The organism is Actimicrobium sp. GrIS 1.19 (genome assembly GCF_035984655.1).
Classification (GTDB): domain Bacteria; phylum Pseudomonadota; class Gammaproteobacteria; order Burkholderiales; family Burkholderiaceae_D; genus Actimicrobium.
In genome coordinates this window covers 55,877-80,453 of the sequence record NZ_JAXCHT010000006.1, presented here as the reverse complement: position 1 = coordinate 80,453, position 24,577 = coordinate 55,877, and the positions used below count along the sequence as shown (strand labels likewise).

Annotated in this window: 22 protein-coding genes and 1 tRNA gene; 2 read left to right on the top strand and 21 right to left on the bottom strand. The window is 60.1% G+C overall.

Annotation, left to right across the window (positions count from 1 at the left end):
* Nucleotides 1-71 precede the first annotated feature (71 nt).
* Both RCH09_RS06615 and RCH09_RS06610 read left to right on the top strand, forming a co-directional pair.
* Nucleotides 72-1,754, top strand: coding sequence for an electron transfer flavoprotein-ubiquinone oxidoreductase (locus tag RCH09_RS06615; protein ID WP_326940266.1), 1,683 nt, complete (start codon nucleotides 72-74; stop codon nucleotides 1,752-1,754).
* 48 nt (nucleotides 1,755-1,802) lie between these two features.
* Nucleotides 1,803-3,002, top strand: coding sequence for a YbfB/YjiJ family MFS transporter (locus RCH09_RS06610; RefSeq protein ID WP_326940265.1), 1,200 nt, complete (start codon nucleotides 1,803-1,805; stop codon nucleotides 3,000-3,002).
* A 37-nt stretch (nucleotides 3,003-3,039) separates the two neighbouring features.
* On the opposite strand, the gene RCH09_RS06605 is transcribed toward RCH09_RS06610, so the two are convergent.
* The 21 genes from RCH09_RS06605 to pnp all read right to left on the bottom strand — a co-directional run bounded on the left by RCH09_RS06605 (nucleotide 3,040) and on the right by pnp (nucleotide 24,400).
* Nucleotides 3,040-4,074: an NADP-dependent oxidoreductase gene (locus RCH09_RS06605; protein ID WP_326940264.1), complete on the bottom strand. Its 1,035-nt coding sequence runs from the start codon at nucleotides 4,072-4,074 to the stop codon at nucleotides 3,040-3,042.
* 108 nt (nucleotides 4,075-4,182) lie between these two features.
* Complete coding sequence (locus RCH09_RS06600) at nucleotides 4,183-4,758, bottom strand: NUDIX hydrolase (RefSeq protein ID WP_326940263.1); 576 nt, start codon at nucleotides 4,756-4,758, stop codon at nucleotides 4,183-4,185.
* Between the two features lie 22 nt (nucleotides 4,759-4,780).
* Nucleotides 4,781-6,283: an NADH-quinone oxidoreductase subunit NuoN gene (gene nuoN, locus RCH09_RS06595; RefSeq protein WP_326940262.1), complete on the bottom strand. Its 1,503-nt coding sequence runs from the start codon at nucleotides 6,281-6,283 to the stop codon at nucleotides 4,781-4,783.
* Nucleotides 6,284-6,332: 49 nt separating this feature from the next.
* Nucleotides 6,333-7,835: an NADH-quinone oxidoreductase subunit M gene (locus tag RCH09_RS06590; RefSeq protein WP_326940261.1), complete on the bottom strand. Its 1,503-nt coding sequence runs from the start codon at nucleotides 7,833-7,835 to the stop codon at nucleotides 6,333-6,335.
* Nucleotides 7,836-7,861: 26 nt separating this feature from the next.
* Entirely contained in the window at nucleotides 7,862-9,937 is a 2,076-nt protein-coding gene (nuoL, locus tag RCH09_RS06585) for an NADH-quinone oxidoreductase subunit L (protein ID WP_326940260.1), read from the bottom strand.
* Between the two features lie 39 nt (nucleotides 9,938-9,976).
* Entirely contained in the window at nucleotides 9,977-10,285 is a 309-nt protein-coding gene (nuoK, locus tag RCH09_RS06580) for an NADH-quinone oxidoreductase subunit NuoK (protein WP_326940259.1), read from the bottom strand.
* A gap of 9 nt (nucleotides 10,286-10,294) precedes the next feature.
* Nucleotides 10,295-10,936: an NADH-quinone oxidoreductase subunit J gene (locus tag RCH09_RS06575; RefSeq protein WP_326940258.1), complete on the bottom strand. Its 642-nt coding sequence runs from the start codon at nucleotides 10,934-10,936 to the stop codon at nucleotides 10,295-10,297.
* 72 nt (nucleotides 10,937-11,008) lie between these two features.
* Nucleotides 11,009-11,497 (bottom strand): NADH-quinone oxidoreductase subunit NuoI, encoded by a 489-nt coding sequence (nuoI, locus tag RCH09_RS06570; protein WP_326940257.1) that lies wholly within the window; start codon nucleotides 11,495-11,497, stop codon nucleotides 11,009-11,011.
* Nucleotides 11,498-11,515: 18 nt separating this feature from the next.
* The gene (gene nuoH, locus RCH09_RS06565) at nucleotides 11,516-12,604 is read right to left on the bottom strand and encodes an NADH-quinone oxidoreductase subunit NuoH (protein WP_326940256.1); all 1,089 of its coding nucleotides are present in this window, start codon (nucleotides 12,602-12,604) and stop codon (nucleotides 11,516-11,518) included.
* Entirely contained in the window at nucleotides 12,604-14,925 is a 2,322-nt protein-coding gene (gene nuoG, locus RCH09_RS06560; RefSeq protein WP_326940255.1) for an NADH-quinone oxidoreductase subunit NuoG, read from the bottom strand. Before nuoG ends, nuoH begins: the two co-directional genes overlap by 1 nt.
* Nucleotides 14,926-15,015: 90 nt before the next feature.
* A complete protein-coding gene (gene nuoF / locus RCH09_RS06555) occupies nucleotides 15,016-16,311 on the bottom strand; it encodes an NADH-quinone oxidoreductase subunit NuoF (protein ID WP_326940254.1) in 1,296 nt (431 codons plus the stop codon).
* Nucleotides 16,308-16,787, bottom strand: a complete 480-nt coding sequence (gene nuoE, locus RCH09_RS06550) for an NADH-quinone oxidoreductase subunit NuoE (RefSeq protein ID WP_326940253.1) — start codon at nucleotides 16,785-16,787, stop codon at nucleotides 16,308-16,310. Before nuoE ends, nuoF begins: the two co-directional genes overlap by 4 nt.
* 40 nt (nucleotides 16,788-16,827) lie before the next feature.
* Nucleotides 16,828-18,081, bottom strand: coding sequence for an NADH-quinone oxidoreductase subunit D (locus RCH09_RS06545; RefSeq protein ID WP_326940252.1), 1,254 nt, complete (start codon nucleotides 18,079-18,081; stop codon nucleotides 16,828-16,830).
* On the bottom strand, nucleotides 18,081-18,677 hold the full coding sequence (locus RCH09_RS06540; RefSeq protein WP_326940251.1) for an NADH-quinone oxidoreductase subunit C: 597 nt from the start codon (nucleotides 18,675-18,677) through the stop codon (nucleotides 18,081-18,083). The genes RCH09_RS06545 and RCH09_RS06540 overlap by 1 nt, the downstream gene beginning before the upstream one ends.
* A gap of 6 nt (nucleotides 18,678-18,683) precedes the next feature.
* Nucleotides 18,684-19,160 carry a NuoB/complex I 20 kDa subunit family protein gene (locus RCH09_RS06535; RefSeq protein WP_025917902.1) on the bottom strand — a complete coding sequence of 159 codons (477 nt, stop codon included), beginning with the start codon at nucleotides 19,158-19,160 and terminating at the stop codon, nucleotides 18,684-18,686.
* Nucleotides 19,161-19,163: 3 nt separating this feature from the next.
* Nucleotides 19,164-19,523: an NADH-quinone oxidoreductase subunit A gene (locus RCH09_RS06530; protein WP_326940250.1), complete on the bottom strand. Its 360-nt coding sequence runs from the start codon at nucleotides 19,521-19,523 to the stop codon at nucleotides 19,164-19,166.
* A gap of 103 nt (nucleotides 19,524-19,626) precedes the next feature.
* Nucleotides 19,627-19,711: transfer RNA gene (locus RCH09_RS06525), tRNA-Leu, on the bottom strand.
* Nucleotides 19,712-19,807: 96 nt separating this feature from the next.
* A complete protein-coding gene (gene secG / locus RCH09_RS06520; RefSeq protein WP_326940249.1) occupies nucleotides 19,808-20,218 on the bottom strand; it encodes a preprotein translocase subunit SecG in 411 nt (136 codons plus the stop codon).
* Between the two features lie 85 nt (nucleotides 20,219-20,303).
* Nucleotides 20,304-21,053 (bottom strand): triose-phosphate isomerase, encoded by a 750-nt coding sequence (gene tpiA / locus RCH09_RS06515; protein ID WP_326940248.1) that lies wholly within the window; start codon nucleotides 21,051-21,053, stop codon nucleotides 20,304-20,306.
* Nucleotides 21,054-21,128: 75 nt separating this feature from the next.
* Complete coding sequence (locus RCH09_RS06510; RefSeq protein WP_326940247.1) at nucleotides 21,129-22,133, bottom strand: NAD(P)H-quinone oxidoreductase; 1,005 nt, start codon at nucleotides 22,131-22,133, stop codon at nucleotides 21,129-21,131.
* A gap of 128 nt (nucleotides 22,134-22,261) precedes the next feature.
* On the bottom strand, nucleotides 22,262-24,400 hold the full coding sequence (gene pnp, locus RCH09_RS06505) for a polyribonucleotide nucleotidyltransferase (protein ID WP_326940246.1): 2,139 nt from the start codon (nucleotides 24,398-24,400) through the stop codon (nucleotides 22,262-22,264).
* Nucleotides 24,401-24,577: the final 177 nt, after the last annotated feature.

The following is a 24,577-nucleotide window of genomic DNA, read 5'->3' as shown; positions in this document are numbered from 1 at the left end:
GCCCCTAGCATTCTCGGGCAAAATGCCAGACAATTCGCACGTTCGTTCGATAATTATTACAAGGTGAGACCATGCCGCATACCCAGAACCAAGCCCTGCTCGAGCAATACGGCCCCCGTGAAGCGATGGAATACGACGTCGTCATTGTTGGTGGTGGCCCGGCCGGTTTGTCGGCAGCGATCCGCCTCAAGCAGCTGGCTGTGGCAAAAGGCAGCGAGGTCTCGGTCTGCGTGCTGGAAAAAGGCGCCGAACTCGGTGCGCACATCCTGTCCGGCGCGGTGATGGACCCGATCGCCATGAACGAATTGTTCCCGAACTGGAAGGAACTCGGCGCGCCGCTGAACACCCCCGTGTCCGAGGACCGGTTCCTGTTTCTGGGCGAGACCAAGGCCCTGCGCACGCCGGGCTGGATGCTGCCATCGTGCTTCAACAATCACGGCAATTATGTGGTCTCGCTGGCCAACGTGGTGCGCTGGCTCGGACAGCAGGCCGAAGCCGCCGGAGTCGATATTTTCCCCGGCTTTGCAGCCGCTGAAATCCTGTTCAACGATGACGGTTCGGTCAAGGGCATCGCCACCGGCAACATGGGCGTCAACCGTCATGGCGAACCGACCGCGGCGTTTGCACTGGGCATGGAACTGCATGCGAAATACACCTTCTTTGCCGAAGGCGCGCGTGGCCATCTGGGCAAGCAGCTGATGGAAAAATTCATGCTCAACAAGGGCAAGGATCCACAGACCTACGCGATCGGCATCAAGGAATTGTGGGAAATCGATCCGAAAATGCACAAGCCTGGCCTGGTAGTCCACACCGCCGGCTGGCCGCTCGATCGCAGCACCTATGGCGGCTCGTTCTTGTACCATCTCGAAAACAATCAGGTCGCAGTCGGTTACGTGGTCGGCCTCGGCTACGCCAATCCCTACCTGTCGCCGTACGAAGAATTCCAGCGTTACAAAACCCATCCTGAAATCCGCAAGTTCCTGGAAGGCGGCAAGCGCATTTCGTACGGTGCGCGCGCCATTACCGCCGGCGGCTTGCAATCGCTGCCGAAGCTGACCTTTCCGGGCGGCGTGCTCATTGGCTGCGACGCCGGCTTCCTGAACGCACCGCGCATCAAGGGCAGCCACGCCGCGATGAAGACCGGCATGCTGGCCGCCGAAGCCGCCTTTGAAGCCCTCGGCAATGGCCGTCAGGCCGATGAGCTGGTGGCGTTCCCGGCCGCCTTCGAAGCCTCATGGCTGCATGCCGAATTGCATGTCGCACGCAATTTCAAGCCATGGCTGAGCAAGGGACTGCTGACCGGGACGCTGATGTTCGGCATCGATCAAATCGTCTTCCGCGGCAAGGCGCCATGGACCTTGCGCCATACCCACGCCGATCACGAATGCCTGCAGCCGGCCGCCGACTACAGCCCGATCAGCTACCCGAAACCGGATGGCAAACTGACCTTCGATCGCCTCTCGTCGGTCTTCATTTCGAACACCAACCACGCCGAAGATCAGCCGATCCATCTGACGCTGAAAGACCCGACCATCCCGGTCCATGTCAATCTGGCCAAGTATGCCGGTCCGGAAGCGCGCTACTGCCCGGCCGGCGTGTATGAATATGTCAAGACCGACACCGGCGCGGATCGCCTGCAGATCAATGCCCAGAACTGCGTGCATTGCAAAACCTGTGACATCAAGGACCCGACCCAGAACATCGTCTGGGTGACACCGGAGGGCGGCGGCGGGCCTGGTTATCCGAACATGTAGTTGATCGGTGCAGACCCTGCCGCAAGCAACCGCCACCTGAAGCCGCCGTTGGCCATCCAGCCCGATCCGCAATCGCTGGCCGCGCGTCGGCCGTTCCTGACGGCGTTCGCGTTGTCATTGGGTGCGGCGATTTCACTCGGACTGTCGCGCTTCTCCTACGCCCTGCTGTTGCCGCCAATGCGTGCCGATCTGGGCTGGAGTTACCTGCTGTCCGGCTCGATGAACACGGGAAACGCACTCGGTTACTTTATCGGCGCGCTGGTCACGCCGCTCCTCATGCGGCGGTATCGCGCGCAGACCGCGCTGGTCGGCGGTGCGCTGCTGGCCGGCGTGATCATGATGCTGTCCGGTCTGGTGGTGGATGCCAATCTGCTGATTGTGCAGCGCGTGCTGGCCGGCATTGCGAGTTCCTTCATCTTCATTTCGGGCGGTGTGCTGGCGGCGCGCCTGAGCATGCTGCATCCGCAGCGCGCCGGCCTGCTGATCGGGATCTACTACGGCGGCACCGGTTTCGGCATCGCACTGTCGGCGTTGCTGGTACCGCTCGCCTTGAGCATCGCCAGTGCCCATGGTGCCGCGCATGCGTGGCAGTGGGCCTGGGTTGCGCTTGGCGCCGTTTGCCTGTTGGCGACGCTGGTGATGGCGCTGCCATCGGCCCGCATCGACGGCACCCCGTCAGCGCCCGGTGCGCACGGCAATTTCCGGCTCAGGCCATTCGCGTTCGGGTTGGCAGGCTATCTGATGTTCGGTGTCGGCTATATCGGCTACATGACCTTCGTGATTGCGCTGCTCAAGGAGCAAGGCATGAGCGCCAGCAGCATCACCTGCTTCTATCTGGTGCTGGGATTGGCCGTGATGGCCTCCTCGCGCGTCTGGGCGCGCATGCTCGACCACTTCAAGGGCGGCCAGTCGATGGCCATTCTGAACGGCCTGCTGGGGCTGGCAACGATCTTGCCGGCGTTGACCGCGGCGCCACCGCTGATGTTCGCGTCAGGCGTGCTGTTCGGGGGGATTTTTCTGTCGCTGGTGGCCTCCACCACTGCGCTGGTGCGCCACAACCTGCCGGCGCACGCGTGGTCGTCCGGCATCAGCGCGTTCACGACGGTATTCGCGCTCGGGCAAATCATCGGCCCTTCCGTCATCGGCTGGATCGCCGACGGGCCCGGCGGATTGCAACGCGGGCTGGTCTTTTCAGCGCTCGCGCTGTTCACCGGCGCGCTGCTGGCATCGCGCCAACGGGCCTTGTAGCGCATCATGAAACCGAGCCGTCAGACCGACACCGGAATCAACCGACTTCGACCAGCAACTTGCCACGATGCTCGCCCGTAAACAAGGCGTTGAGCGTCGCCGGCAGTTCGGCAAAACCGTACACGATGGTCTCGGCAAACACGATCTCGCCGCGCTGCACCCACGGTCCGACCACCCGCAGCATCTCATCCATGCGGTGCGCATAGTCGCGCGCCAGCATGCCCTGGATGGTCGCGCGCTGGTACAGCATATGCTGCAGAAAACGCGGTCCCAGTTCGGCCTCGTCCAGCCCGCCGGAATACTGGCTGATGGTGCCGCAGATCACGATGCGCGCACGCCGGTGGATAATCGGGAAAATGGCATCGGTGATCCAGCCGCCGACATTATCGAAGTACACGTCGACGCCCCCGGTACAGGCCTTGATCGCATCGCTCAGACCTTGCGCATCACGGAAGCTCTTGTAATCCAGCGCCCAATCCAGGCCGAGCGACTCGGTCAGCCAGCGGCACTTCTCGGCGCCACCGGCGATGCCGAGCACGCGGCAGCCATGTTTTTTGGCGAACTGCGCCACCAGTGAGCCAACCGCACCGGCGGCGCCCGACACCACCACCACCTCGCCGGCGTGCGGACGGCCTGACTCGGTCAAGCCGAACCACGCGGTGCGCCCGGGCATGCCCAGCACACCCAGTGCCGTGCTGACCGGCGCGAAATCCGGATCCAGCCGGCGCAGCGCGCTGTGATGCATGCGCGCATGGGTCTGCCAGCCGAGCATGCCCTCGACCCAGTCACCGACAGCCAGGCCGGGTGATTGCGACGCAAGGACTTGCCCGACGCCACCGGCTGACTGCACCACATTCAGCGGGTGCGGCTCGGCGTTGTAGGTTGGCTTGCGCGACTGGTTGATGCGCATGTAGGGATCGACGCTGATGAAACGCGACGCCACCAGCACTTCGCCTTCGGACAGCGCCATCGACAGCGGCTGGGTCGTCAGCTCATAGTGTTCCGGTCCGACCACACCGACCGGTTGATGACGATAAATCCATTGTTGATGCGCGGTGGTGGTGGCGGTCATGGTCAGCAATCAGAAAGGGGGAAAGGCCCGGCTAGCGGAAAACGGCCGGGTCCGGCAGCGTAACAATACAGGACTGCGTCGCACGCGATGGCACGACGCTTGATCGTACTAGCCTGGACCGACGTTGTCCTGCAGCTGCCAGTCGCCGGCCAGAATCTTCTGCAGCCAGAAGGTGCCGATGACCGTCTTGACGTCGGTGACCTTGCCTTGCCGCACCCAGTCGAGCAATTCGTCGACGCTGGCGGTAAAGGTTTCCAGGAATTCGCCATCATCAAGGGCGCTCGGCCCCGCGACCAGGCCGCGCGCCAGATAGATTTCCAGGTGCTCGTCGGAGTAGGCGATGGCGTTGTGGATGGTGCAGACGAACTGCCAGTCGGTTGCGGTGTAGCCGGTTTCTTCCTGCAATTCGCGCTTGGCGCAGGCCAGCGGATCTTCGCCCGGATCGATCTTCCCGGCCGGATACTCGATCATCACGCGATCGACCGGATAGCGGTATTGGCGCTCCAGCAGCACGCTGCCATCCTCCAGCAGCGGCAGGATCACGACTGCGCCGGAATGCCGGATGAACTCCCGGGTGCCGGTCTTGCCGTCGGGCAGCCGGATCGTGTCCTTGTGGATCTTGAGGAACTTGCCATCGTAGGCCAGGCCACCATCGATACGTGTTTCCTTCAGATGCTGGTCCATGCCCGGTTCCGATCGATAGCGTTTAAAACAGACTGCGCACGAAGGCCCGCAGGGACAGCCCCACCGCCGACTCGCAGGCCGCCATCAGCGCGCCCGGCATCAGTCCCAGCGCCAGCACGGCGGCGCCATTGATGCTCAGGATGATGCGCATGTCGGTATTGGCGACGATCTTTTCATTGCTGGTCGGAGCGTCGAAATACATCACCTTGATCACGCGCAGATAGTAGTAGGCGCCGATCAGCGAGAACAGCACCGCCGTCACGGCAAGCCAGACATGGCCGGTGCCCAGCACCGCCTGCAGCACCGACAGCTTGGCGTAGAAACCCATGGTTGGCGGGATGCCAGCCAGCGAAAACATGAACAGCATCATCACCAGCGCAAACCACGGGCTGCGTTGATTCAAGCCCTTCAGGTCGTCGATGCTTTCGGCTTCAAAGCCCTTGCGCGACAGCAGCATGATGATGCCGAACGTACCCAGCGTTGTCAGCACGTAGGTGATGGTGTAGAACATGGCCGAGCTGTAAGCATTGACGGCGGAAAAACCATTGCCATCGGTGATACCCGACAGCAGCCCGAGCAGCACGAAGCCCATCTGCGAAATGGTGGAATAGGCCAGCATGCGCTTGAGATTGGTCTGCACGATGGCGGTGATATTCCCGATCGCCAGCGACAGCACGGCCAGGATCAGCAGCATCTGTTGCCAATCGCCCGCCAGCGGCAGCAAGCCTTCGACCAGCAGGCGCACGATGATGGCAAAGGTGGCCAGTTTCGGGCCGCTACCCAGCAGCAGCGTGACCGCCGTAGGCGCGCCCTGATACACGTCGGGCACCCACATGTGGAATGGCACAGCGCCCAGCTTGAACGCCAGTCCCGCCACCACGAATACGATGCCGAACACCAGCACGGTCTTGTTGGCGGTGCCCGACATGCTGACCTTGACGATATCGCTCAGGTCCATCGAGCCGGTCGCACCGTACAGCATCGACATCCCGTACAGCAGGAAGCCGGAGGCCAGCGCGCCAAGGATGAAGTACTTCATGGCCGCTTCGGTCGACTGGGTATGGTCGCGCCGCAACGCCACCAGCGCGTACAGCGACAGTGACATCAGTTCGAGGCCGAGGTAGATGATCAGCAGATTGCTGCCCGAGATCATCACCATCTGGCCGAGCAGGGAAAACAGCGCCAGCACATAAAATTCGCCGCCCAGCTTGTCATTGACGATGCCGCGCGCCTCGACGTAACTGCGCGAATACACCAGCGTGACACCGACGGCCAGGTAGGACGCCAGCTTGAGCAGATTGGCCATCGGGTCAACCACCACCATGTTGCTGAACAGGTAGGTGCTCTCGCCTGTTTTCAGATACACGAAACTGAGCGCAGCACAGATAAACAGGGTTACCAGCGATAGCGCATACGTGAGGCTGCGCTGTTTATCCGACAGGAACATATCGATGAGCAGAATCACCGAGGTGGCAATCAGCAGAAAGATTTCCGGGTACAGCGGGATCAGATTGAGGTTATTCATTTTTGTGCCGCAACCGGCTGTCCACGATAGATGTTGACGATGGCATTCATCAGTTGGCTTTGGAAATGGAAACGTGCTGCAACAGATCGGCGACCGAGGTTTGCATCACATCGGTGAACGGGGCCGGATACAGTCCCATCACCAGCACCGCAATCGCCAGCACGCCGAGCATGAAGAATTCGCGCTTGTTCAGGTCTTTCAGTTCGGCGACGTGATGATTCGCCACGGCGCCAAAAATCACCCGCTTGACCAGCCACAGCGAATACGCAGCACCGAAAATCAGCGCGGTCGCAGCCAGCAGGCCGATCCAGAAATTGAACTTGATGGCGCCCAGGATCACCATGAACTCGCCGACGAAGCCGGAGGTCGCTGGCAAGCCGCAATTGGCCAGCGAGAACAGTACGAAGAACGCGGCAAACTTCGGCATGGTGTTGACCACGCCGCCGTAGTCGGCGATGGCGCGCGAATGCATGCGGTCGTACAGCACGCCGATGCACAGGAACATCGCGGCCGAGACGAAGCCATGAGAAATCATTTGCACGATGCCGCCCTGCACTGCCATCTCATTGAAGGCAAAGAAGCCCAGCGTGACAAAACCCATGTGCGCAATCGACGAGTAGGCGACCAGCTTCTTCATGTCAGCCTGCACCAGCGCCACCAGACCGATGTAGATCACCGCGATCAGCGACAGGGTGATGACGAACGGCGCCAGATAGTGACTCGCGTCCGGAGTGATCGGCAACGAGAAGCGCAGGAAACCGTAGGCGCCCAGCTTGAGCATGATGGCAGCCAGCACGACCGAGCCGCCGGTTGGCGCTTCGACGTGCGCGTCTGGCAACCACGTATGTACCGGCCACATTGGCACCTTGACCGCGAACGCCATCATGAAGGCCAGGAACAGCCCGATCTGCACATGCATCGGCAGCGGCAGCTCGTGCCAGTAAGTGATGTCGAACGATCCGCCTGATGCGAAGTACAGGTAGATCAGTGCAACCAGCATCAGCAGCGAGCCGAAAAACGTGTAGAGGAAGAACTTGATCGCCGCATAGACGCGGTTGGCGCCGCCCCAGATGCCGATGATGATGAACATCGGGATCAACGTCGCCTCGAAGAAGACATAGAACAGCAAGCCATCCAGCGCGCAGAACACGCCGATCATGATGCCCGACAGGATCAGGAAGGCGCCCATGTACTGCGCGACCTTCTTCTCGATGACTTCCCATGCCGAGATGACGACGATGATCGTGATGAATGCCGTCAGCACCACGAACCACAGCGAGATGCCGTCGATGCCAAGGAAGTACTGGATATTGAAGCGCTCGATCCACGGCATTTTTTCGACGAACTGCATGCCGTGGGCGGCATTGTCGAAGCGATCGAGCAGCGGCAGCGTGACCAGAAAACTGACCACCGAGCCAATCAGCGCGGCGATCCGCACCAGCGTCGGATTGTCGTCGCGGCCAAACGCCAGGATAAGGATCCCGAAGGCAATCGGGCACCAGATGGCCAGACTGAGGATGGAAAACGCGTTAGAAATATTGGACTGAATCATGATTATTATGGGTTGGCGTGGCCAGCTTATTGGCTGAAAGGAAAGCGCGGAAATGGCAGGAACACCACCAGGAAACCGAGCACGCCAAGAATCATCACGAACGCGTAATGATAGATGTAGCCGGATTGCAGTTTGCGCACGACGGTCGAGAACCAGCCCACCAGCTTGGCACTGCCATTGACGAACAGCCCGTCGATCAGCATGCGGTCACCCAGCAGCGAGAAGCCGGAACCGATCAGGCGTGCGCCTTTGGCAAAGACGATCTCGTTGAACGCATCGAGGTAATACTTGTTGTCCAGCAGGCGGTAGATCGGGCCGCAGCGCGCCTTCATCGCAGCCGGCACTTTCGGATTGACCATGTAGAAGTAGTACGCGCTGGCGACACCGGCAGCCGCCAGCAGGAACACCGGCGACAGCAGGCCATGCAGCGCCATCTGCAACGGGCCGTGGAATTCGGTACGCAATTCTTCCATCGCCATGTGCGCTTCATTGACTGCGATCACACCCTTGAAGAAATCGCCGAACAGCATTGGCTCGATGGTCAGGAAGCCGATCACGGCCGACGGGATCGCCAGCAAGATCAGCGGCAGCGTGATCACCCACGGTGACTCGTGCGGTTTCTGTCCAGGCGCCAGGCCGTGGTGCTCGTCGTGGCCATGCGCTTCTTCCTCGGCGCCATGATGTGCAGCGTGCGCGGTATCGTGATGCGCGGCATGTGCCTTGCCGAAGCGCTCTTCGCCATGGAACACGATGAAGTACATCCGGAATGAGTAGAACGCCGTCACAAAGACACCCGCCATCACGGCGAAGTAGGCAAAGCCCGAGCCGGCCAGATGCGTGGCCTTGACGGCCTCGATGATGCTGTCCTTCGAATAGAAACCGGAGAAGAACGGCGTGCCGATCAGCGCCAGCGAACCGACCAGCGAGGTGATCCAGGTGATCGGCATGTACTTGCGCAGGCCGCCCATGTTGCGGATGTCCTGGTCGTGATGCATGCCGACGATGACCGAACCGGCGCCGAGGAACAGCAGCGCCTTGAAGAAGGCATGGGTCATCAGATGGAACACGGCGACCGAGTAGGCCGAGCAGCCCAGCGCCACCGTCATGTAGCCGAGCTGCGACAGCGTCGAGTACGCCACGACACGCTTGATGTCGGTCTGGATGATGCCGAGGAAACCCATGAACAGCGCGGTGATCGAGCCGATCACGAGGATGAACGACAGCGCCGTATCGGACAGCTCGAACAGCGGCGACATGCGCGCCACCATGAAAATGCCGGCCGTGACCATCGTCGCGGCATGGATCAGCGCGGAAATCGGGGTCGGGCCTTCCATCGAATCCGGCAGCCACACGTGCAGTGGGAACTGCGCCGACTTGCCCATCGCACCGATGAACAGGCAGATACAGGCGACGGTCAGCAGCATCCAGTCGGTGCCGGGCAACATCAGCGTCGCCAGCTCGTCCTTTTTGGCGAACACATCGAGGTAGTTCATGGAGCCGGCATAGGCCAGCAGCAAGCCAATACCGAGGATGAAGCCGAAGTCACCGACCCGGTTGACCAGGAAGGCCTTCATGTTGGCCGCAATGGCGGTCGGCCGGGTGTAATAGAAACCGATCAGCAGGTATGACACCAGGCCCACTGCTTCCCAGCCGAAGAACAGCTGCAGGAAGTTGTTGCTCATGACCAGCATCAGCATCGAGAACGTGAACAGCGCGATGTACGAGAAGAAGCGGTTGTAGCCTTCGTCTTCCTGCATGTAGCCGATCGTGTAGATGTGCACCATCAGCGACACGAAGGTCACCACGCACATCATCATCGCGGTCAGGCTGTCGATCATGAAACCGACTTCCATCTTCAGCGAACCGACCGTCATCCAGGTGTACAGGGTGCCGTTGTAGCTGGCGCCGTCCAGCACCTGCAGCAGGGTCTGGATCGAAATCAGCAGCGCGACAAACACGCCGAGGATGGTCACCGAATGCGACACCTTGCGGCCGACGACGTTGCCAAGAAACTTGGTACCGAGCAGGCCTGCAATGGCCGAGCCGACCAGCGGCGCGAGCGGGACGGCAAGCAAGAGTTGGGGATTGAGTTGGCCTGCCATGTTAGACCTTAGCGTTATTTTTGCGATGCATGTGGTGGACTATCCCTTGAGGCTGTCGAGGTCTTCGACGTTGATGGTGTCCAGATTGCGGAACAGCACCACCAGAATCGCCAGGCCGATCGCCGACTCGGCGGCGGCCACGGTGAGGATGAAGAAAACGAAAATCTGCCCGGCCGCGTCGCCGAGGTAATGCGAGAACGCGACGAAATTCATGTTCACCGCCAGCAGCATCAGTTCGATGGCCATCAGCAGGATGATGATGTTTTTGCGGTTGAGGAAAATACCGATGATCGAGATGGCGAACAGGATCGCGCCCAGGATTAGATAATGTGCAAGCGTGACGGTCATGGCGGCCCCTTATGGCTGGTCTGCTGCAGGCGCAGCGGGGGTGGCATCGACATTGCGGGTCGACTCGGACGGCATCTTGACGATGCGCACGCGATCTTTCGCCTTGACCTTGACGGCCTGGGCCGGATCAAAATACTTGCTGTCCTTGCGTTTGCGCAGGGTCAGCGCAACCGCCGCCACGATCGCAACCAACAAGATGGCGCCGGCGATTTCAAACGCGTAGATGTATTCGGTGTAGATCAGCTTGCCCAGCTCCTTGGTGTTGCCGATCGACGCTGCCGCGGCAGGAATCTGCGGATCAGGCGACCAGAATGCCTGCAGCAACACGCCGGACATTTCGAGCACGATCAGGGCGCCGATGACTGCGGCAAACGGCAGGTATCCCCAGAATCCCTCTCGCATCTTGTCGAGATTAATGTCGAGCATCATCACCACGAACAGGAACAGCACCATGACTGCGCCGACGTACACCAGCACCAGAACGATGGCGAGGAATTCTGCCTTGAGCAACATCCACAGCGCCGCCGCCGAAAAGAACGACAGCACCAGAAACAGCGCCGAGTGCACGGGATTGCGGTCGGTGATGACCTTCAGCGCGGCGATCACGAGCAGTGTCGAGAACGCGTAGAACAGAGCGGTTTTAAATTCCATGATGAACCAGAAAAATCGGCCGGCGGCGCGCCTGATTGGGTTGAATGACGGAGAGTGGCATCAGCGCTTGCATTAACGATACGCAGCATCGGCGGCGCGGGCCGCAGCGATGTCTTTTTCGTAGTGGTCGCCAACGGCCAGCAGCATTTCCTTGGTGTAGTACAGGTCACCGCGTTTTTCGCCGTGGTATTCCAGAATGCTGGTCTCGACGATCGAATCGACCGGGCAGGATTCTTCGCAGAAGCCGCAGAAGATGCACTTGGTCAGGTCAATGTCATAGCGCGTGGTGCGGCGCGAACCATCGTCACGCTCTTCCGACTCGATCGTGATGGCCATGGCCGGGCAGACCGCCTCGCACAATTTGCAGGCAATGCAGCGCTCTTCGCCGTTCGGATAGCGGCGCAATGCATGCAGGCCGCGGAAACGCGGCGACTGCGGCGTCTTTTCTTCCGGGAACTGCACGGTGATCTTGCGCGCGAACATGTAGCGGCCGGTCAGGGCCAGGCCCTTGATCAGCTCACGCAGCATCAGACTGTTAAAAAAATCCTTGATGGCTTCCATTTTTCCGAGCCTCTTTCTTTACTTCCAGATATTCCATGAGGTCTGCATCCAGGCAGCGACGATGACCAGATAACCAAGCGTGAGCGGAATGAAGACTTTCCAGCCCAGACGCATGATCTGGTCATAGCGATAGCGCGGGAACGAAGCCCGTACCCAGATGAAGATCGAAACGACCAAAAAGGTTTTGATGCCGAGCCAGATCCAGCCCGGCAGATAGGCCATCAAGCCCAGCAGCGGCACCTGTTCGCCAATCGGTGAATTCCAGCCACCGAGGAACATCAGCGACGCCAGCGCCGAGATCAGGATCATGTTGGCGTATTCGGCCAGGAAGAACATCGCAAACGACATGCCGGAATACTCGACCATGTGGCCGGCAACGATCTCCGACTCGCCTTCGACCACGTCGAACGGATGGCGGTTGGTCTCGGCAATGCCAGAAATGATGTAGACCACGAACATTGGCAGCAGCGGCAGCCAGTTCCACGACAGGAAGTTCAGCCCGAGATCGGCCATGCGGCCATGTGTCTGCCCCATCACGATATCGGTGAAGTTCAGGCTGCCCGATACCATCAGCACGATCACCAGCACGAAGCCCATCGAAATTTCGTAGGACACCATCTGCGCCGAGGCGCGCATGGCGCCGATGAAGGCGTATTTCGAGTTCGAGGCCCAGCCGGCGATGATCACGCCATACACTTCCATTGACGTGATCGCCATGGCGAACAGCAAGCCGGCATTGATATTGGCCAGCGCCTGCTCGGGTCCGAACGGCACCACCACCCAGGCGGCCAGCGCCGGCATGATGGTCATGATCGGTGCGATCACGAACAGCGCCTTGTTGGCTTTCGCCGGAATGATGATTTCCTTGAGCAGCAGCTTGAGCGCATCGGCAATCGGTTGCAGCAAGCCGGCGGGTCCGACCCGGTTCGGGCCGATCCGCACATGCATCCAGCCGATCATCTTGCGTTCCCACAGGGTCAGGTACGCCACACAGCCCATGATTGGCAACACCAGGCAAATGATCTTGACCAGGTTCCAGACCAGCGGCCAGAAATAGCCGAACCAGCTGTTGCCGGTGGCGTGGATCGTGACGAGGAAATGATCCATCAAAGGCTCTCCACGCTGATTGGGCCGAACATTGCACCGAGCATCGCCGTACTGGCGTGACCGGCGGCCACGCGCACCGCGTTGGCCGGCAGTTTGGCGTCAACGGCGGCAACCAGAATTGCCTGGCCGTTGCCCTGGCTGACCTTCAGGCTTGCGCCGTCGGCGACGTTGAGTTTTGCTGCCAGTGCCGTCGAGATCCAGACCTTCGGTGCATGCGCATCGGTGGTTTGCTGGAGCGACTCGGCGCGCCGGACAATCGCGTCGGTAAAATAAATCGGCACATCGGCGACGCGCTCCAGCCCGCCGGGCGCGGCGGCCGCAACGTGCGGGATCAGCGTCGAGCGGTTGTTCAAGTGCGCCGTCAGGTCGCTGCGAGCGGCCAGCACTTCGTCACGCACCGCTTCCGATGTTTCGTAGTCGAACCCGGTCAGCGTCAGCAGATTGCCCAGCACGCGCAGCACTTTCCAGGCCGGGCGGGTGTCGCCGAGTGGCTTGACGGTGCCGTTGAAACTTTGCGCACGGCCTTCGCAACTGACGAAGGTGCCGGAGGTTTCGGTGAACGGTGCGATCGGCAACAGCACGTCGGCATAATCGGCGCCGTGCTGGAAGGCTGACATCACGACAACCATCTCGGCCTGGCCGAGTGCGGCGCGCGCGGCTTGCGGATTGAAGGTGTCGAGTTCGGCTTCGACATTGAGCAGAAGATACGCCTTGCGCGGCTGGGCGAAGGCGTCGATCGCATTGGCGCCCTTGCCCGGGATCGCATTGGCCAGATAGCCGCCCACGGTGTTCGCGGCTTCCGTCAGGAAACCGAGCGTGGTGCCGGTGGCGTCGGCGATCCATTGTGCGGCCGCGTGCAGTTGGGCTGCCTGCGGATGCTGCGCAGCGGCATTGCCGAGCAGGATCGCGCCGGGCTCGCCCGAGAGCAAACTGGCGGCGATCTGCTTGGCTTCCGGCGAGGCTTCCACCGCCTCGAAACCGGCCGGAGCAGCAATCGATTTTGCTTGCGCCACGGCGGCAATGACTTGATGCAGCGCGGCGAGCCAGTCCGACGGCGCGGCGATGATCTTGTTGGCAATCGGCATCAGCAAGTCGTCATCGGTGGCATGCAGCAGGCTGATCTTTGCGCCATTCTTGACGGCTTGACGCAGGCGCGCGGCCAGCAACGGATGATCCTTGCGCAGGAACGAACCAATCACGAAGGCACGCTGCAGCAGGCCGAAATCGGCGACTGACATGCCCAGCCACGGCGTGACCGCAGCATCGAGCGAAAAATCGGATTGACGCAAGCGGAAATCGATATTGTCCGAACCCAGCCCGCGCACGACCTTCTGCAGCAGCGCCATTTCTTCCAGCGTCGAATTCGGCGTCGCCAGTGCGGCGATCGCATCGGCGCCGTGTTCGTGCTTGATGTTGCGCAGTCCGTGCGCGACATATTCGAGCGCGGTTTGCCAGCTGACTTCCTGCCACTTGCCATCCTGCTTCAACATCGGCGCGGTCAGTCGCTCGGCGCTGTTGAGGCCTTCGTAGGCAAAGCGATCCTTGTCGGAGATCCAGCATTCATTGATCGCATCGTTTTCGAGTGGCAGCACACGCATGACGCGCGCACCCTTGACCTGCACCACCAGGTTGGTGCCGAGGCCGTCATGGGCGCTGATCGACTTGCGGCGCGACAATTCCCAGGTGCGGGCGCTGTAGCGGAACGGCTTCGAAGTCAGGGCGCCGACCGGGCACAGGTCAATCATGTTGCCGGACAATTCGGAATCGACGGTCTTGCCGACGAAGGCGGTGATCTCTGCGTGCTCGCCACGGCCCAGCATGCCGAACTCCATCACACCGGCGATTTCCTGGCCAAAACGTACGCAGCGGGTGCAATGGATGCAGCGCGTCATCTCTTTCATCGAGATCAGCGGACCGGCATCTTTCGGCGTCACGACACGTTTTTCTTCTTCGTAGCGCGACGAGGACTTGCCGTAACCGACTGCCAGATCCTGCAACTGACATTCGCCTCCCTGGTCGCAGATCGGGCAATCGAGCGGATGGTTGATCAGCAAGAACTCCATCACACCCTTCTGGGCCTCGACCGCCTTGGCGCTGTTGGAGCGCACGATCATTCCGGCAGAAACCGGCGTGGCGCAGGCCGGTAACGGTTTTGGCGCCTTCTCGACTTCGACCAGACACATGCGGCAGTTCGCCGCAATCGTCAATTTCTTGTGATAGCAAAAATGCGGGATGTAGGTGCCGAGCTTGTTGGCGGCGTCCATCACCATGCTGCCTGCTGGCACTTCAACTTTTTTGCCGTCTATTTCGATTTCAACCATGGCCATCTTTGTTGCCCAAGTGGTGGCGGAGTGCGTTGTGCGCGCCGCGCTGCTTAATTGTTTGTCCGGGAGTGACCCGGCTGTGCTGGATCAAATGTAGGTCGGGACCAGACAGTGCTTGTGCTCGATGTGGTACTCGAATTCTTCGCGGAAGTTCTTGATCATGGCGCGCACCGGCATGGCCGCTGCATCGCCCAGTGCACAAATCGTGCGACCCTGGATGTTGTCGGCGATCGAATTGAGCAAATCCAGATCATCCGCCCTGCCCTGGCCATGTTCGATCCGGTGCACCATCCGGTACAACCAGCCGGTGCCTTCGCGACATGGCGTGCACTGGCCGCAGGATTCCTCGTAATAGAAATACGACAGCCGCAGCAAGGACTTGACCATGCAGCGCGTTTCATCCATCACGATGACCGCTCCCGAGCCGAGCATCGAACCGGCTTTGGCAATCGAGTCGTAATCCATGTCGGTGGCCATCATCACATCGCCGGTCAATACTGGCATGGATGAGCCGCCCGGGATCACGGCCTTGATCTTCTTGCCGTCGCGCATGCCGCCGGCCAGTTCGAGCAGGGTCGCAAACGGCGTGCCCATCGGCACTTCGTAATTACCCGGCTTGGCGACGTCGCCGGACATCGAGAAAATCTTGGTGCCGCCGTTGTTCGGCTTGCCCAGGCCGGCATAGGCTTCGCCGCCCATGGCGAACACGAAGGGCACGGCCGCGAAGGTCTCGGTGTTGTTGATGGTGGTCGGTTTGCCGTACAGGCCGAAGCTGGCAGGAAACGGCGGCTTGAAGCGCGGCTGCCCTTTCTTGCCTTCGAGCGATTCAAGCAGCGCGGTCTCTTCGCCGCAGATGTAGGCGCCGTAACCGTGAAATGCATGCAACTGGAAATTGAAATCACTGCCGGCGATTTTGTCGCCCAGCATGTTGCCAGCACGCGCTTCTTCGATCGCTTCTTCGAAGCGTTCGTAATCGGCCCAGATCTCGCCGTGAATGTAGTTGTAGCCGACGGTAATGCCCATCGCGTACGCACCGATGGCCATGCCTTCGATCAGCGCATGCGGGTTGTAGCGCATGATGTCGCGATCCTTGAAGGTACCCGGTTCGCCTTCGTCGGAATTGCAGACCAGGTATTTTTGGCCGGGGAACTGGCGCGGCATGAAGCTCCACTTCAGGCCGGTCGGAAAACCGGCGCCGCCGCGACCGCGCAACGAGGATGCCTTCAGTTCGGCAATTACCTGCTCCGGCGTGATCTTGTCGTTCAGGATGCGCTTGAGCTGCGCGTAACCGCCGCGCGCAACGTAGTCCTCCAGATGCCAGTTCTTGCCATCGAGGCCGGCCAGGATCAGTGGCTTGATATGACGACTATGCAGGCTGGTCATTTTTTCAGCTCCTCTACCAATCCGTCGATCTTTTCGTTGGACATCCAGCTGCACATGCGCTTGTTATTTACCAGCATCACTGGCGCATCGCCGCAGGCGCCCATGCACTCGCCTTCCATCAGCGTGAACTGGCCGTCGGCCGTGGTTTCGCGATAGTCGATGCCGAGCTTCTGTTTCAGATACTGCGCGGCCTTCTCGCCACCCGACAACGCGCAAGGCAGATTGGTGCAGACGGTAATCTTGAATTTTCCAACCGGCGCGGTGTTGTACATGACGTAGAACGTCGCGACTTCCTGCACCGCAATGGCCGGCATGTCGAGATAACCGGCAATGTCAGCGATCAGCTCGGGCGACAGCCAGCCGGCTTCGTCCTGGGCAATCGCGAGCGCCGCCATCACTGCCGATTGCTTCTGCTCGACAGGAAACTTCGCGACTTCGCGATCGATCTTTTTATACGCTTGTTCTGATAACAGCATGCTTGTGCCTCAATTGGCGATCGCTTTTCAGCAATCAGACTCAGCGATCAATTTCGCCAAAAACGATGTCTTGCGTACCGATGATGGTGACGGCATCGGCGATCATGTGGCCCTTGGCCATTTCGTTCAATCCCTGCAGATGCGCGAAACCAGGCGCGCGGATCTTCAGGCGATATGGCTTGTTGGCGCCGTCGGAAATCAGGTACACGCCGAACTCGCCCTTCGGATGCTCGACGGCCGCGTAGGCTTCGCCCGGCGGCACATGGAACCCTTCGGTGAACAGCTTGAAGTGATGGATCAGCTCTTCCATGTTCGACTTCATGTTCACGCGCGATGGCGGTGCCACCTTGTGGTTGTCGGTCATCACCGGGCCGGGATTGTTGCGCAGCCATTCGACGCATTGCTTGATGATCTTGTTCGACTGCCGCATTTCTTCGACGCGCACCAGATAGCGGTCGTAGCAATCGCCGTTGACGCCGACCGGGATATCGAAATCCAGCAGGTCATAGACTTCATACGGCTGCTTCTTGCGCAAATCCCATTCGACGCCGGAACCGCGCAGCATCGGACCGGTGAAGCCCATCGCCTTGGCACGCTCGGGCGAGACCACGCCGATGCCAACCAGGCGCTGTTTCCAGATGCGGTTGTCGGTCAGCAGCGTTTCATACTCATCGACATAGCGCGGGAAGCGCGCGGTGAAATCCTCGATGAAGTCCAGCAGGGAACCCTGCCGGTTTTCGTTCATCTGGCGAATCGCCTTGTCGTTCTTGAGCAGCGAGGCGCCGTACTTCGGCATCGTGTCCGGCAGGTCGCGATAGACGCCACCCGGCCGGTAATAGGCCGCATGCAAACGCGCGCCGGACACGGCTTCGTAGCAGTCCATCAAATCTTCGCGTTCGCGGAAGGCGTACAGAAACACGCCCATGGCGCCAACGTCGAGGGCATGCGCGCCCAGCCACAGCAGATGATTGAGCAGGCGCGTGATCTCGTCGAACATCACGCGGATGTACTGGGCGCGCAACGGCACATCGATGCCGAGCAGCTTTTCGATCGACATCACATAGCCGTGTTCGTTGCACATCATCGACACGTAATCGAGACGGTCCATGTACGGCACGGATTGCAGATAGGTTTTTTGTTCGGCCAGCTTTTCGGTGGCACGATGCAACAGGCCGATGTGCGGGTCGGCGCGTTGAATGACTTCGCCGTCCAGTTCCAGCACCAGTCGCAAGACGCCATGCGCGGCCGGATGTTGCGGGCCGAAGTTGAGCGTGTAGTTTTTAATTTCAGCCATTATTTGAGCCCGTACTGTTCTTCGCGGATCACGCGCGGCACCACTTCGCGCGGCTCGATCGTGACTGGTTGGTAAATCACGCGCTTTTGCTCGGGATCGTAACGCATCTCGACATAGCCCGACACCGGGAAGTCCTTGCGGAACGGATGACCGATGAAGCCGTAATCGGTGAGGATGCGGCGCAGGTCGTTATGGCCGTCAAACAGGATGCCGAAGAAATCGAATGCTTCGCGCTCGTACCAGTTGGCCGCGTTCCAGATGTCATTGAGCGAGGCCACCATCGGCACTTCATCGTCTTCGGCGAAGACGCGCACACGCAAACGCCAGTTGTGCGCCATCGACAGCAGATGCGTGACCACGGCAAAGCGCTTGCCCGCCCAAACCTGGTCGGTATAGGTCGAATAATCGACGCCGGCCAGATCGATCAGCTCCTCGAACCGGCAATCGGCATGATCGCGCAGCACGCGCATGGCGGACAGGTAATCGGTGTCCTTGACGACGATGGTGATTTCACCCAACGCATTGGTCAGGCTCTGGATTTGCGCACCGATCGCATTGTGCAAAGCGGCTTCGAGGTTGGCGAGTTTGGTTGTCATCGTGGCCTAGCGAGCGATCGTGTTGGTGCGTTTGATCTTGTTTTGCAACTGCATGATGCCGTACAGCAGGGCTTCAGCGGTCGGCGGGCAACCGGGCACATAAATATCGACTGGCACGATACGGTCGCAGCCGCGCACCACCGAGTACGAATAGTGATAGTAGCCACCGCCGTTGGCGCAGGAGCCCATCGAAATGACCCAGCGCGGCTCGGCCATCTGGTCATACACCTTGCGCAATGCGGGCGCCATCTTGTTGCACAGCGTACCGGCCACGATCATCACGTCGGATTGGCGCGGCGACGGACGGAACACCACACCGAAACGGTCCATGTCGTAGCGTGAGGCGCCAGCATGCATCATCTCGACAGCGCAGCAGGCCAGGCCAAACGTCATCGGCCACATTGAACCGGTGCGGGTCCAGTTGATCAGCTTGTCGGCTGTGGTGGTAACAAAACCTTCGTTCAGTACGCCTTCAATAGACATGATTTATTCCCAGTCAAGGGCGCCTTTCTTCCAGATGTACCAAAAGCCGACGGCAAAAATGACGATAAACGACAGCATCACGACAAAGCCGTTCCAGCCAAGTTCGCGCATCGCTACGCCCCATGGGAAGAAAAATGCCGTTTCAAGATCAAACAGGATGAACAGAATCGCAATCAGGTAATAACGCACATCGAATTTCATGCGCGCATCTTCGAATGCTTCAAAGCCGCATTCGTAAGGGGAATTTTTTTGTGAGTCAGGCTTGAATGGCGCAAGAACACGGCCAAGTAATTGTGGCACGACACCGACGCCGATGCCGACCAGGATAAAAAGCAGAACGGGGAAATAATTTTCTAGATTCACGGTACGCGCATTCAGGTTGAAAAATTAAACTGAAAGGAAACCCAATCAAACTTCCTCGATAAAAAGCCAGCCCGGATTATATCCGGCTGGCCTTTTTCTTGTATGGTGCCGACGGCGAGACTCGAACTCGCACAGCTTTCGCCACTACCCCCTCAAGATAGCGTGTCTACCAATTTCACCACGTCGGCGTGAGGCGCGTATTCTAACTCGATTTACCCTTTTTGTTCAATGCACAAATGCAAGAAGGAAGCCTGAATCGCGAATGAATTGCGCCGTTATTGCACTTATTTTGGAATCTGATTTGATTGACCCGCTGGCGTGCCGCTGGCAGGGGTCGGCGCAGCGGCTTTTTCCGGTGTCGCAGCGGCAGGCGGGGTCACGCCGCCGGCAGCCGGTGCGACTGGTTTGGCCGGGGCTACCGTCATCGTATCGGTAATGCTGCCACTCGATGCGCTGCGGTTCGTGCCAAAAAACGCCAGTGCCAGCGTCGCGCCGAAAAAGACCGCTGCCGCCACGCCGGTCGACTTCGACAGGAAATTCGATGACCCGGTTGCACCAAACAGACTGCCTGAGGCGCCCGAGCCAAATGCCGCGCCCATGTCGGCGCCCTTGCCATGCTGGACCAGCACCAGACCGATGATGGTCAATGCCGACAGGACCTGGATGACGACGATGATAGTGAGAAGTGAGTTCATTACTGGGTTTCCGATTCTGGTTTGGTTCTGTTGCTATGTGAATGTGAAATAACGCCTGGGCATTGCTGCGGCATGGTCCGCGCCGTTACGCGGCGTGAATGATTGCCAGGAAATCTGCGGCCTTCAACGCGGCGCCACCAATCAGGCCGCCATCGATATCGGCCATCGCCATCAATTGGCGTGCGTTGTCGGGCTTCATGCTGCCGCCATACAGGATCACGGTCTGCGCAGCCGTCTCCGGATTGCGCCGTGCCAGCCGTTGACGCAGGGTCGCATGCACTTCCTGCGCCATTTCCGGGGTGGCGGTCTTGCCTGTCCCAATGGCCCATACCGGTTCGTAAGCCAGCACGATGTTGCTCAGATCAGCGTCATCGAGCACCGCAAGGACTGCGTCGAGTTGTCCGCCAACAATCGCGCCGGTTTGTTGCGCCTCCCGTTGCGCCAGCGTTTCGCCGACACACACGACGGGCACCACACCGGCCCGCACCGCGCGCAAGGCTTTCTGCGCCACCAAGGCATCGGTTTCGCCATGATAGGCACGCCGTTCCGAATGACCAACCAGCACGTAGCGACAGCCGACATCGCGCAGCATCGCGCCGGAGACCTCGCCGGTAAAAGCGCCGGCCTCGTGCACCGAGACATCCTGCCCTCCCCACGCTACCGCAGTTCCATCAAGCAGTTGCTGACACTGCGCAAGGTAAGGCGCGGGAGCGCAGACAGCGACGTCGCACGCCGGGAGCGTACCAAGGCCATGCAGGATTTCTTTCAGCAGCGCGGCATTGGTGGCGAGAGTGCCGTTCATCTTCCAATTGCCGGCGACGAGCTTTCGACGCATAGGACTCTTCCGGATTTCAATAACCCGCCATTCTATCCTCTCGTGCCAGCGTGGGTCAAACCGGAGCCGCCGCGATTAGCGCACGATGGCGCTGGCCGCCTCGTCAATGACCAGCATGATCTTGCCAACGTGGGCGCTTGACTCCATCAGCACATGCGCAGCACTAGCCTGGGCCAGCGGAAACGTCTTGAAGATCACCGGCTTGATTTTTCCCGATGCCAAAAGTGGCCACACCCGTGTGCGCAGATTGCGCGCGATGTCAGTCTTGAATCCCACCGAGCGCGGACGCAGTGTCGAGCCGGTGATGGTCAGGCGGCGGCGCAATACCTGCCCCAGGTCGATCTCCGCCTTGGCGCCGCCCAGCAGAGCGATCAACGCAATGCGGCCATCGTCGGCCAGGCAATTGATCTCGCGCGGCACATAGTCGCCACCGACCATGTCCAGCACGACGTCGACACCCTTGCCGGCCGTGAGCTCCTTGATGACCGCGACAAAATCCTCGGTACGGTAGTTGATGGCCCGCTCCGCGCCCAGCGCTTCGCTGGCACGGCACTTGTCGTCGGAGCCGGCGGTGGCGAAAACACGATGCCCCAGCGCCGTGGCAAGCTGGATCGCGGTCACGCCAATCCCCGAGGTGCCGCCCTGCACCAGCAAGGTTTCTGCGCCCGACAATCGTACCCGGTCAAACACATTGCTCCATACCGTAAAGAAGGTCTCCGGCAGCGAGGCTGCCTGCAGGGTCGTCAAACCGGCCGGCACCGGCAGGCATTGACCGATCGGCGCCACGCAGTATTCGGCGTACCCGCCGCCTTGCACCAGCGCACAGACGGCGTCGCCCAGCGCCAGATCACTGCCCGACAGGTCGCCACCGACAAGCTCGCCAGCGACCTCCAGCCCGGGCAGATCGGAGGCGCCGGCGGGCACCGGATAATTTTCGGTGCGCTGAAATACATCGGGCCGATTGATCCCGGCGGCATGCACCCGGATCAGCACCTCGCCCGCCTTCGGAACGGGCATCGGCCGTTCGCAGGGTTGCAGAACTTCGGGTCCGCCGAATTGCCGGATTTCGATTGCATGCATGGTGTGTTCTCCGCAAAAAAAGTCATTGTACGGGCAATGCGAGCGGTGCGATGGCCATGGCCCGGACGAAAAAAAACCGGCCGTGGCAAACGCCACGACCGGCTTGTTCATCGCGCCGAAATGCCGGCTTATTGTGCTTCTGGCGCCGCGACTGGTGCCGTGCCTTCATCGCTGGCAGCGGCTTTCATCGACAGTTTCAAGCGGCCGCGGTCATCGGTTTCGAGGACCTTGACGCGCACTTGCTGGCCTTCTTTCAGATAGTCAGCGACCGCATTGACGCGCTCGTTGGCGATCTGGCTGATGTGCAGCAAGCCGTCCTTGCCCGGCATGACCTGAACGATCGCGCCGAAGTCGAGCAGCTTCAGGACGGTGCCTTCATAGACCTTGCCGATTTCGACCGATGCAGTCAGCTCTTCGATGCGGCGTTTGGCTTCCTGGCCGGCAGCAGCGTCGACGGAGGCGATGGTGACCACGCCTTCATCGCTGATGTCGATCTGGGTGCCGGTTTCTTCGGTCAGCGCACGGATGACCGCGCCGCCCTTGCCGATCACATCGCGGATTTTTTCCGGATTGATCTTGATGGTGATCAGGCGCGGTGCGAAGTCGGACAGTTCAGTGCGACCGACTGGCACGGCTTGCTGCATCTTTTCGAGGATATGCAGACGGCCTTCCTTGGCCTGGGCCAATGCGACCTGCATGATTTCCTTGGTGATGCCCTGGATTTTGATGTCCATCTGCAGTGCGGTGATGCCGTTGGCAGTTCCCGCGACCTTGAAGTCCATGTCGCCCAGATGATCTTCGTCACCGAGGATGTCGGTCAGGACAGCAAATTTGCCGCCATCCTTGATCAGGCCCATCGCGATACCGGCGACATGCGCCTGCATCGGCACACCCGCGTCCATCAGCGCCAGGCAGCCGCCGCACACCGATGCCATCGAGGACGAACCGTTCGATTCGGTGATTTCAGACACCAGACGCACCGAGTAGCTGAACTCTTCGGCCGGTGGCAACGCTGCCAGCAGTGCACGCTTGGCCAGACGGCCATGACCGATTTCGCGACGCTTCGGCGTACCAACGCGACCGGTTTCGCCGGTGGCGAACGGAGGCATGTTGTAATGCAGCATGAAGCGATCGCTGTACTCGCCCATCAGGGCATCGATCTTCTGTTCGTCACGCGCGGTACCCAGCGTGGCGATCACCAGCGCCTGGGTTTCGCCACGGGTGAACAGGGCCGAACCATGAGTGCGCGGCAACACGCCGGTACGAATCGAGATTGGACGCACGGTGCGGGTATCGCGACCGTCGATGCGCGGCTCGCCATCGAGAATTTGCGAACGGACGATCTTGGCTTCGATGTCGAACAGCATGTTGTTGACGTCGGCACTGTCGGGCATGACGCCGCCGATGGAGGTCGCTTCGGCCTTGAGCGCATCCATGACTTCCGCTGTTGCGGTCTTCAGTTTCGCGGTACGGGCTTGCTTGTCCTTGGTTTGATACGCTTCGCGCAGCTTGGCTTCGCCGAAATGGGCGACGCGCGAAATCAATGCTTCGTTCTTTGGCGCTGGCGCCCATTCGACTTCCGGCTTGCCGCCGTCGCGCACCAGCTCATCGATTGCGTCGATGACGGCTTTCATCTGTTCGTGACCAAACACGACCGCGCCGAGCATGACCTCTTCCGACAACTGCTTGGCTTCCGACTCGACCATCAACACGGCCAGCTCGGTACCCGCCACAACCAGATCCAGCGCAGACGTTTTCAACTGGGTGGTGGTTGGATTCAACACATACTGGCCGTTGATATAGCCCACGCGGGCGGCGCCAACCGGACCGTTGAACGGCACGCCGGACACCGACAAGGCCGCCGATGCACCGATCATTGCAGCAATGTCAGGATCGATCTCGGGATTGACCGACAGCACATGGATGATGATTTGCACTTCATTCAGATAACCTTCCGGGAACAGCGGACGGATCGGACGATCGATCAGGCGCGAGGTCAAGGTTTCTTTTTCCGAAGGGCGACCTTCGCGTTTGAAGAATCCGCCCGGGATGCGCCCGGCTGCGTAGGTCTTTTCAACGTAATCGACGGTCAGCGGGAAGAAATCCTGGCCTGGCTTGGCGTCTTTACGGGCAACGACGGTCGCCAGCACCACGGTGTCTTCGATCGACACCAGCACGGCGCCTGAAGCCTGACGTGCGATTTCGCCGGTTTCCAGCGTCACTTGATGCTGGCCGTACTGGAAAGTCTTGGTTACTTTATTGAACACGGTGATTCCTTTCTATTTTGCCGACAGATTTTCAGGAGCTGTCGTTCACCTCACCACGATCGACTGTCGCACTGCACAATCGACTTCCTGCAATACCGTTAAAGACAAAATGCCCGCATCAGCAAAGCCAATGCGGGCATTTCAGCGAAATAAGATCAAGGGGTTGATGCAGCGACC